Genomic DNA, 9,614 nt, shown 5'->3' with positions numbered 1-9,614 from the left:
AGAAAGAAGCCGTGATCGGCAGATGCGCGCCTTGGAACGCAAGGCACGCAAACTTGGATTGCAGCTGGTTAAAGCGGCTTAAATTTTAAGAGCAAAAACAATGAGTTATTTTTTGTTTGATAAGAGCGGGCTTGCTCGCGAAAGCGGTGTATCAGTGACAAATATGCTGACTGATCCACCGCTTTCGCGAGCAAGCCCGCTCCCACATTTTGATCGTATTTCAATTCAGGATTGGTAGACCTTTGCAAAGCCGTCGCGAATCTTCTGCTCCGGCAATTCATCGGCAATAAACACAATCACACTCTCGCGTGCCTCGCCTTCGGCCCACTCGGTATCCCAATCGAAACCGTAGAGCTTCAGCACGCCTTGGAACACCATGCGTCGATCTTCCCCGGCAATGTTCAGCACGCCCTTGTAGCGCAGCAGTTGCTTGCCGTGGTCTTCCAACAGTTCGTTCATGAACTCACTGAGACGGTCGATATCCAGCGGCTGGTCAGTGCGCAGCACCAGGCTGGAAATGCGGTCGATGGACGGCGCGGCGCTCACCGGGCGCAGGCTCATGCCAGCATTGAGGTTGAAGCCACGCACATCGAGCAGTTCCGCCAAGTCGATGTTGCCATGATCCACCACGCGGATCGGCGCACGGCGGTTGATGCGGGTAAGGCGTTCGCTGAGCGCGTCGAAGGTGGCGTCATCCACCAGGTCGCGCTTGCTGACCAGCAGGCGGTCGGCAAAACCGATCTGGGCCTGGGCGATGGTCTGGGTCAGGTGGTGCTCGGCGTGGGCGGCATCCACCAGGGTGATGATGCCGTCGAGGATGTAGCGCTCGCGCAGTTCCTCGTCGATGAAAAACGTCTGGGCCACCGGCGCCGGATCGGCCAGGCCGGTCGTCTCGATCACCAAGCGATCAAACGCGATCTCGCCGCTGTCCAGACGTTCGAGCAGCAAGTAGAGGGCTTTGGTCAGGTCGGTGTGGATGGTGCAGCAGACGCAGCCGTTGGACAGGGTCATGACTTGCACCGGTTCTGCGCCCAAGAGCTGGGTGTCGATACCGGCGTCGCTGAATTCGTTTTCAATCACCGCGATTTTCAGGCCGTGCTCGGCTTTGAGCAGGTGGCGCAGCAGGGTGGTCTTGCCGGCGCCGAGGAAGCCGCTGAGGATGGTGACGGGGATGGGAGAGGGCAAAGAAATTCTCCTGAAGGAACACAAAAACAAATGTGGGAGCGGGCTTGCTCGCGAAGGCGGTGGATCAGTCAGCACATACCTAAACTGACAGACCGCCTTCGCGAGCAAGCCCGCTCCCACAGTGGATCACCGCAAGCCCGAGTGCCGGGTCAGCAGCACTTAGGCCCACCCTTGCCACCGTAACGGGCTTCCTGGCGTTCCCGAAAGAACGCCTTGTAGTCCATCATCGGTTTGTCCGGGTGCTTGGTTTGCATATGCTCGACGTACGTGTCGTAGTCGGGCATGCCGACCATCAAGCGCGCGGCCTGACCGAGGTATTTACCGAGGCGACTGATGTCATTGAACATGGCTGCAATCCTCTATTACGCGTCCGGTACAGCCTGGAACGGGGCTTCTTTATCCGTACGCTCTTTGTTGCCCCAAGCGGCGACGCCGACTTTGAGCGCATAGAACAGGATGCTGAACACCACGAACAGGAACAGCGCCGTCAGCGTTGCGTTGGTGTAGGCGTTGTAGATCACGTGCTGCATCTGGTCGATGCTCTTGGCCGGGGCCAGGATCTGGCCGTTGGCCAGGGCATCGCTGTACTTCTTGGCCAGCGACAGGAAGCCGATCGCAGGATTCGCGTCGAACAGCTTGATGAAGCCCGCCGTGGTGGTGCAGATCAGCAGCCAGACGGCTGGCAGCATGGTCACCCAGATGTAGCGTTGGCGTTTCATTTTGATCAGCACAACGGTTGCCAGCATCAGCGCGATACCCGCGAGCATCTGGTTGGAGATACCGAACAGCGGCCACAAGGTGTTGATGCCGCCCAAGGGATCGATCACACCTTGGTACAGCAGGTAACCCCACATGGCCACGCAACCAGCGGTCGCGATGAGGTTGGCCGTCCAGGAATCGGTGCGTTTGAGCGCCGGCACGAAGGACCCCAGCAGGTCTTGCAGCATGAAGCGACCGGCACGGGTACCGGCGTCCACCGCCGTCAGGATGAACAGCGCTTCGAACAGGATCGCAAAGTGGTACCAGAACGCCATGGTGTTTTCACCCGGCAGCACGCTGTGCAGGATCTGCGCGATACCCACCGCTAGCGTCGGAGCACCACCGGCACGCGCCAGGATGGTGGTTTCACCGATGTCATGGGCGACGGCAGACAGCGCCTCAGGCGTAATCGCAAAGCCCCAGCTGCTGACGGTCTGCGCCACGGTGACCACGTCCGTGCCGACAATCGCGGCCGGGCTGTTCATGGCGAAGTACACGCCAGGTTCGATCACCGACGCGGCAACCATGGCCATGATGGCCACGAACGACTCCATCAGCATGCCGCCGTAACCGATGTAGCGGGCATGGCTTTCACTGGCCAACAGTTTGGGCGTAGTGCCCGACGAGATCAGTGCGTGGAAACCCGATACCGCGCCACAGGCAATGGTAATGAACAGGAACGGGAACAGACCGCCCTTCCAGACCGGACCGGTGCCATCGATGAACTGGGTCAACGCCGGCATTTTCAGGTCGGGCATGGTCACCAGGATGCCGATCGCCAGGGCGATGATGGTGCCGATTTTGAGGAAGGTCGACAGATAATCGCGTGGCGCGAGGATCAGCCACACCGGCAGTACCGCCGCGACGAAACCGTAGCCGATCAGCATCCAGGTGATCTGGATACCGGTGAAAGAGAAGGCCTTGGCCCACTCCGGATCAGCAGCAATCTGCCCGCCCAGCCAGATCGAGCACAGCAGCAACAGCACGCCGATGATCGAGATTTCACCGATGCGGCCCGGGCGGATGTAGCGCATGTAGATGCCCATGAACATCGCGATCGGGATGGTCGCCATCACTGTGAAGATGCCCCATGGGCTCTCGGCCAGGGCCTTGACCACGATGAGCGCCAGCACCGCCAGGATGATGATCATGATCAGGAAGCAACCGAACAGCGCGATGGTCCCAGGGATGCGGCCCATTTCTTCGCGGACCATGTCCCCCAGGGAGCGGCCGTTGCGACGAGTGGACAGGAACAGGACCATGAAGTCCTGCACGGCACCGGCCAGCACCACGCCGGCAATCAGCCAGAGCGTGCCAGGCAGGTAGCCCATTTGCGCCGCCAGCACCGGGCCGACCAACGGGCCTGCACCGGCAATCGCCGCAAAGTGGTGACCGAAAAGGATGTGTTTGTTGGTCGGCACATAGTCCAGACCATCATTATTGACCACTGCGGGGGTGGCCCGCCGTGGGTCGAGTTGCATCACGTTATTAGCGATGAACAGGCTGTAGTAACGGTACGCAACCAGATAGATGGCCACCGCAGCGACCACAATCCACAAGGCGTTGATCGCCTCGCCGCGGCGCAAGGCCACTACGCCCAGGGCGCACGCTCCTACAATTGCCAGCACCAGCCAGGGTAGATGGCGTAGCAGGCTATTATTATTTTTCATTTTTATATTCCAGCCAGGGTGGACAGAAAGGACAGCCATCCGGAGTTTAGCGCTACTGGCCTTAAAGGCCACCCCCCTACGTTGGTCTAGAGCCTTGCCAGGGCAAAAAAAGCAAAAAAATGGCCTGATGATGGCGCAGAGCTACACTCTTTCTACCTACAGAGGGTTTGACCATGACCGAGCAAGCGTCTGACCGCCGTCGTTTTCGCCGGATCGCCTTTGATGCCAAGACCGAACTTCGGCAAAACGGCCGCGAGTGGCCGGCGCAGTTGGTGGATTTGTCGCTGAAGGGCTTGTTGGTAAAGCGCCCCGAGGATTGGAAGGGCAATAAGGCGCTGGCGTTTGACGTCGATATTCGCTTGGACCCAAAGGCCCATATCAAGATGCAGGTTCGGCTGACTCATGAGGATCATGACCAACTGGGCTTTGTGTGCCAGCACATCGACCTGGACTCGATCAGCCATTTGCGGCGGCTGGTCGAATTGAACCTGGGTGACGAGGAAGAGTTGGAGCGCGAGCTGGGTGCTTTGCTGGAGATTTAACAGCCAATACAATCCAAACGTGGGAGCGGGCTTGCTCGCGAAGGCGCAGTGTCAGTCGACGAATTCATCGCTGATACACCCCTTTCGCGAGCAAGCCCGCTCCCACATTGGTTTGCGGTGTTGCTGATTACTCGAACAACGCATCCAACGCCTGTTCCAACCGCGTCACGCCAATAATCGTGATCCCAGGCGGCGATTCCTTCGGTGCGTTGCCCTTGGGCACGATGGCGCGCTTGAAGCCGTGCTTGGCCGCTTCCTTCAAACGCTCCTGCCCGCTGGGCACCGGGCGTACTTCGCCTGACAGGCCGACTTCACCGAACACCAGCAAGTCATGCGGCAACGGCCGATTACGCAGGCTGGACATCACCGCCGCCATCAACGCCAGGTCAGACGCGGTCTCCAGCACCTTGACCCCACCCACGACGTTCAGGAATACATCCTGGTCATGGGTAGGAATGCCGCCGTGTCGGTGCAACACCGCGAGCAGCATCGCCAGGCGGTTTTGATCCAGACCCAAGGTCACACGCCGAGGGTTGGCCAGATGGCTGTCATCCACCAGCGCCTGCACTTCCACCAGCATCGGGCGAGTGCCTTCCCACGTTGCCATTACCACACTGCCCGGGACTTCTTCCTGAGCGCGAGTCAGAAAAATCGCCGACGGGTTGGAGACTTCTTTCAGCCCCCGGTCGGTCATGGCAAACACACCCAACTCGTTTACCGCACCAAAACGGTTCTTCACCGCCCGCAGCAAACGCAAGCGGCCGTCGGATTCGCCTTCGAAATACAGCACAGTGTCGACCATATGCTCCAACACCCGTGGCCCGGCCAGCGCGCCTTCTTTGGTCACATGCCCCACCAGGAAGATCGCCGTGCCGCTCTGCTTGGCATAACGCACCAGCAGCGCCGCGCTCTCGCGCACCTGGGACACACCGCCCGGCGCTGATTGCAATTGCTCGGTAAAAATGGTCTGGATCGAGTCGATCACCATGACCTTGGGCTTTTCGATACGCGCCGTGGCAATGATGCTTTCGATGCAGGTTTCGGTCATCACCCGCAGTTGGTCCTGGGGCAAACCCAAGCGACGGGCGCGCATGGCGACTTGCTGCTGGGATTCTTCGCCAGTGACATACAGCGCCGGCATGCGACTGGCGATGCTGCACAGGGTTTGCAGCAGGATCGTCGATTTGCCGATGCCCGGATCACCGCCGATCAACACCACCGAACCGTCCACAAGACCGCCACCCAACACCCGGTCCAGCTCGCCGGAAGCGGTGGAAAAACGCGGGATTTCTTCAACGCTGACTTCGGCCAACGTCTTGATCTGCGCCTGTTGCCCGGTCCAGCCGGCACGGCCAGTGGGGGCCGCCGCGCCGCCGCTTTCGATCATGGTTTCAGTCAGGGTGTTCCACGCACCGCATTCGCCGCACTGGCCGGCCCACTTGGGAAAGGTCGCGCCGCACTCCGTGCAGCCGTACATGCGCTTGGCCTTTGCCATTTGAGAACCTCCAACCGAAAAACCGCGATGATAGCTCAGCGCGGCGCCGGGGTCCGGATTTCACCGCTGGCCAATCGTGAAGCACTGTTGCCGATCGGGTCTTCGGCGTTGAGGTCGGCGCCTTTGGCCTTCAACTCATCCAACAGCTCGACGCGTTTGAACAGCCCGGCGTACATGGCCGCCGTCTGCCCGGCGCCATTGCGCTGATCGGGGTTGCAGTCGGTGGCCAGCAGGCGTTGGGCAATTTTCAGTTCGCCCTTGAAGATCGCGCCCATCAGCGCAGTGTTGCCGCGTTTGTCCTGCACGCAGGCGTCGGCACCGGCGTTGAGCAAGCGCTCCACGAACGGGCCCTGGCCGTGGTACGCGGCGAGGATCAACGCGGTGTAGCCCTTGTCATCCTGGGTGTTGAGGCTGTAGCCGGAATCGATAAAGGTGTTGAGCATGTCGAGGTCGCCACGACGGGCGGCGTCGAAGTAGTAATCCTGCAACTGGACCTTGAGCGCAACCGGGTCGGGCGACTCGGCGTGTGCGACAAAGGCCAGCATGGCCATCAGCAGACCGATAGAAATTCGCATGGGTGTTCTCCTGCCAAGGGTCGACGCCCGTCTCTGGGCGCCGACCATAACCAACGGATCAGTCAGTCAGTTTTTCCGCCAGCGCCTTCACGCGCGCCAGGTCCCCCTTGGCAACCTTGGCTACGCCAGTGCCGTACTCCGGATCGGCTTTGTAAAGGAACGACAGGATAATGTGCTTGCTTTCATCATCGGTGGTTGCCAGCGAGCCGCCGAAGTTCTCGATCAGGTCCTGACGCTCTTTTTTATTGAAGGAGCGGTACAGATCACCGGCTTGCTTGAAGTTCTGCTCACGCTGGATCTTCGCCTGCTGGGTGCTGCCCGACAGGGCCGATTGGCTATAGCGTGCGGCTTGCGGCTCTTCCCGAGGCTCCAGGCGGCTTGGCTGGTAGTTCACGCCGCTGGTGGTTTTGCCGGAATTCAGTGCGCCGTCCTGATTGCCATTGTTGACGGTTGCGCGTGGTGCGTTGATCGGCAGTTGCAGGGCATTGGCGCCCAGGCGGTACATTTGGGTGTCGGCGTAGGAAAACACTCGGCCTTGCAGCAGGCGGTCTTCCGACGGTTCGATGCCCGGCACCAGGTTGGCCGGGGCCATGGCCACTTGCTCGGTTTCCTGGAAGACGTTGGCCGGGTTGCGGTTCAGCACCATCTGCCCGACTTTGCGCTCGGGCACATTCGGCCAGATCTTGGTGGCGTCCAGCGGGTCGAAGTCGAACTTGGCCAGGTCTTCAGGCTTGAGCACCTGTACGTACAGGTCCCACTTGGGGAAGTCGCCCTTGTTGATATGCGTGACCAGATCGTTGGTCATGTGGCTGTAGTCACGGCCCTGCACTTCGGTAACTTGCTTAGGATCCAGATTCTTGATGCCTTGCAGGCTTTTCCAGTGGAATTTGACGTAGTGCACATCGCCTTTGGCATTGATCAGCTTGTAGGCGTGCACACCGTTGCCATCCATTTCCCGATAGCTGGCCGGGGTGCCGGAGTCGGCGTACAGCTCGGTCAGCGTGCGCGTGGACTCGGGCACATGGGAGAAGAAGTCGAAGCGACGGGAGTCGTCATCGAGGTTGGTGCGCGGGTCGGGTTTGAACGCGTGGACCATGTCCGGGAACTTGATCGCATCGCGGATAAAGAACGACGGGAAGTTGTTGCCCACCAGGTCCCAGTTGCCGTCGGCGGTGTAGAACTTGGTGGCGAAACCGCGCGGGTCGCGCAGGGTTTCCGGGGAGTGGTTGCCGTGTACCACGGCGGAGAAGCGCACGAACACCGGTGTGGTTTCGCCAGCGGCGAATACCTTGGCCTTGGTCAAATCGCTGAGGTTGTCGGTGACCGTGAAGGTGCCGTGGGCGCCCGTGCCACGGGCGTGTACCACGCGCTCCGGGATGCGTTCGCGGTCGAAGCGTTGCAGCTTCTGGATCAGTTGCACGTCCTGCAGCAGTACAGGGCCATTGGCGCCGGCGGTTTGCGAGTTCTGGTTGTCGCCCACCGCTGCACCGTTATCGCGGGTCAAGTTGGCGGCTTGCACAGAGAGGGACAGCAGGCTGGCGGTCACCAGTACCAGCGCAGTTCGCGCTATAACAGGCCCGCGGCTCATTGGGGTGTTCATCAAGGTTTCCTCTGGTTTTTTTAGTGCACATTCAGTTGTGCTTGCCAGAGGCTAGTGACGCGAGAGTCAGAAGATAAATAGAAAAGACGTACCAACCCGATTGATAAAATAATCTAGTAAGCACCTGATTTAGCGAGTATTTCGCGCGCGATTGATGGCACTTTGCAAACTATTTTCGATTTAATGTGTCGATTAAAACTAACAGTGTTAACGGTTGTGTCAGGCAAGCCCGCTACGACTGAATTACACTGAGCCCCACCCTTCTCATCTGTAACAAGGAATAACCATGGGCGTGATCAGTGAGTTCAAGGCCTTCGCGGTCAAAGGTAATGTGGTCGACATGGCCGTCGGTATTATCATCGGCGCGGCCTTCGGCAAAATTGTTTCCTCCTTTGTTGGCGACGTAATAATGCCGCCCATTGGTCTGCTGATCGGTGGCGTGGACTTCGCTGACCTGGCGATAACGCTCAAGGCAGCGCAAGGCGATGTGCCTGCGGTGGTGCTGGCCTACGGTAAGTTCATCCAGAGCGTCATCGACTTTGTCATCGTCGCGTTTGCGATCTTCATGGGTGTGAAGGCGATCAATCGCCTGAAGCGTGAAGAGGCCGTGGCACCAAGCCTGCCACCGACGCCGACCAAGGAAGAACTGTTGTTGGGTGAGATCCGTGATCTGCTCAAGGCACAGAACGACAAGCCGCTTCAGTAAACACCGGCTTGAAAAAAAGGCGCCTGCTTGAGGCGCCTTTTTTATTACCAGTAATTTTCTACCGCCACCTGACCAGGACGACGGCTCAGGCTCAGATTCATATCGCGCTGCTTGAGCAACTGCCGCGTGTCATCAACCATCTGCGGGTTGCCGCAGATCAGCACGCGGGAATGCTCCGGAGCCAGCTCAACGCCGGCCGCGCGTTCCAGTTCGCCATTTTCGATCAGCGTCGTGATGCGCCCATTCAGCGCGCCCGGGTGTTGTTCACGGGTGACGATAGGAATGTAGGTGAGCTTGTGCGCGTATTCGGCCAGGTACTCGCGCTCGCCCAGTTCGTTGATCAGCGCCTGATAGGCCAGCTCCTTGGCTTCGCGGGCGCTGTACACCAGGATGATGCGCTCGAATTTATCCCAGACCTCGAAGTCCTGCAGGATCGACAAAAACGGCGCCACCCCGGTGCCAGTGCCCAGCATCCACAAATCGCGACCATCGACGAAACGGTTCAACGTCAGGAATCCGGTGGCCTGGCGTTCCACCATCAAGGTATCGCCCACCCGCAGGCGACTCAGCTCACTGGTGAACTCACCGCCCGGGACGACGATCGAGAAAAAATCCAAGTGCTCATCAAACGGCGAGGACACTAAGGAATAGGCGCGCCAGACGGTGCTGCCATCCGCCTTGGTCACCCCCAGGCGCACAAACTGGCCCGCAGTGAAGCGGAAACCGGGATCGCGGGTGGTGCGCAGGGTAAACAGGCTGGGGGTCAGCGATTGCACATCGAGCAAGGTCTGGCGGGTGAATTTCTCAGCGCTGGCCGTCATGGGGGCCTCCGTTCAACAGGTGCCCTAGTGTCTCTCAAAGTGGCGCGTGGAAACACCTGTGGTTGGTAGTGGTATCGCGCAACACATGCAGTAATGGCTATCCAATTGCACCGCCAATCAATTGGCTATTAGCCTCTCAACCCCCCTTACAAACAGGTTGTTAGTTGATCGTTACAGGGCCTTCAAACGCCTAATAACCCGCGACTTTCAGACTGCCCGCGGCCAACGCCAGCAGGTCACTTTGCAGAAAAATTCTTAAAA

General features: G+C 59.3%; 9 protein-coding genes. 2 read left to right on the top strand and 7 right to left on the bottom strand.

Going from position 1 to position 9,614, the window contains the following annotated elements:
- Positions 1 to 225: 225 nt before the first annotated feature.
- The 3 genes from yjiA to AACY52_RS08730 form a co-directional block, all read right to left on the bottom strand.
- The gene (gene yjiA, locus AACY52_RS08740) at positions 226 to 1,185 is read right to left on the bottom strand and encodes a GTPase (protein WP_339416814.1); all 960 of its coding nucleotides are present in this window, start codon (positions 1,183 to 1,185) and stop codon (positions 226 to 228) included.
- 149 nt (positions 1,186 to 1,334) lie between these two features.
- Positions 1,335 to 1,532 (bottom strand): YbdD/YjiX family protein, encoded by a 198-nt coding sequence (locus tag AACY52_RS08735; RefSeq protein WP_003176208.1) that lies wholly within the window; start codon positions 1,530 to 1,532, stop codon positions 1,335 to 1,337.
- Positions 1,533 to 1,547: 15 nt separating this feature from the next.
- A complete protein-coding gene (locus AACY52_RS08730) occupies positions 1,548 to 3,614 on the bottom strand; it encodes a carbon starvation CstA family protein (protein WP_339560423.1) in 2,067 nt (688 codons plus the stop codon).
- 173 nt (positions 3,615 to 3,787) lie between these two features.
- Between AACY52_RS08730 and AACY52_RS08725 the strand changes: the two genes are divergently transcribed.
- Positions 3,788 to 4,156 carry a PilZ domain-containing protein gene (locus AACY52_RS08725; protein ID WP_339436776.1) on the top strand — a complete coding sequence of 123 codons (369 nt, stop codon included), beginning with the start codon at positions 3,788 to 3,790 and terminating at the stop codon, positions 4,154 to 4,156.
- A 127-nt stretch (positions 4,157 to 4,283) separates the two neighbouring features.
- Here the strand turns inward: AACY52_RS08725 and radA are convergent, their stop codons facing one another.
- The 3 genes from radA to katB are packed head-to-tail and all read right to left on the bottom strand — an operon-like array spanning position 4,284 to position 7,826.
- Positions 4,284 to 5,651 (bottom strand): DNA repair protein RadA, encoded by a 1,368-nt coding sequence (gene radA, locus AACY52_RS08720; protein ID WP_099584746.1) that lies wholly within the window; start codon positions 5,649 to 5,651, stop codon positions 4,284 to 4,286.
- A 35-nt stretch (positions 5,652 to 5,686) separates the two neighbouring features.
- The gene (locus AACY52_RS08715; RefSeq protein ID WP_339416822.1) at positions 5,687 to 6,226 is read right to left on the bottom strand and encodes an ankyrin repeat domain-containing protein; all 540 of its coding nucleotides are present in this window, start codon (positions 6,224 to 6,226) and stop codon (positions 5,687 to 5,689) included.
- A gap of 58 nt (positions 6,227 to 6,284) precedes the next feature.
- Entirely contained in the window at positions 6,285 to 7,826 is a 1,542-nt protein-coding gene (gene katB / locus AACY52_RS08710) for a catalase KatB (RefSeq protein ID WP_339560422.1), read from the bottom strand.
- 286 nt (positions 7,827 to 8,112) lie between these two features.
- On the opposite strand from katB, the gene mscL reads away from it, so the two are divergent.
- The gene (gene mscL / locus AACY52_RS08705) at positions 8,113 to 8,532 is read left to right on the top strand and encodes a large-conductance mechanosensitive channel protein MscL (RefSeq protein WP_339416826.1); all 420 of its coding nucleotides are present in this window, start codon (positions 8,113 to 8,115) and stop codon (positions 8,530 to 8,532) included.
- A 44-nt stretch (positions 8,533 to 8,576) separates the two neighbouring features.
- Here the strand turns inward: mscL and AACY52_RS08700 are convergent, their stop codons facing one another.
- On the bottom strand, positions 8,577 to 9,353 hold the full coding sequence (locus tag AACY52_RS08700) for a ferredoxin--NADP reductase (RefSeq protein ID WP_339416828.1): 777 nt from the start codon (positions 9,351 to 9,353) through the stop codon (positions 8,577 to 8,579).
- Positions 9,354 to 9,614 lie beyond the last annotated feature (261 nt).

It is taken from the genome of Pseudomonas sp. EA_65y_Pfl1_P113, assembly GCF_963970525.1.
GTDB classification, from domain to species: Bacteria; Pseudomonadota; Gammaproteobacteria; order Pseudomonadales; family Pseudomonadaceae; genus Aquipseudomonas; species Aquipseudomonas tritici.
Note: the sequence above shows the minus strand (reverse complement) of the source record. Positions and strands in the feature narration are given on the sequence as shown.

Excerpts from the sequence above, each read along its gene's own strand:
- AACY52_RS08735 (WP_003176208.1), bottom strand. The coding sequence starts at position 1,532 with ATGTTCAATGACATCAGTCGCCTCGGTAAATACCTCGGTCAGGCCGCG.
- radA (WP_099584746.1), bottom strand. The coding sequence starts at position 5,651 with ATGGCAAAGGCCAAGCGCATGTACGGCTGCACGGAGTGCGGCGCGACC.
- AACY52_RS08730 (WP_339560423.1), bottom strand. The coding sequence starts at position 3,614 with ATGAAAAATAATAATAGCCTGCTACGCCATCTACCCTGGCTGGTGCTG.
- AACY52_RS08725 (WP_339436776.1), top strand. The coding sequence starts at position 3,788 with ATGACCGAGCAAGCGTCTGACCGCCGTCGTTTTCGCCGGATCGCCTTT.
- AACY52_RS08700 (WP_339416828.1), bottom strand. The coding sequence starts at position 9,353 with ATGACGGCCAGCGCTGAGAAATTCACCCGCCAGACCTTGCTCGATGTG.
- AACY52_RS08715 (WP_339416822.1), bottom strand. The coding sequence starts at position 6,226 with ATGCGAATTTCTATCGGTCTGCTGATGGCCATGCTGGCCTTTGTCGCA.
- mscL (WP_339416826.1), top strand. The coding sequence starts at position 8,113 with ATGGGCGTGATCAGTGAGTTCAAGGCCTTCGCGGTCAAAGGTAATGTG.
- katB (WP_339560422.1), bottom strand. The coding sequence starts at position 7,826 with ATGAACACCCCAATGAGCCGCGGGCCTGTTATAGCGCGAACTGCGCTG.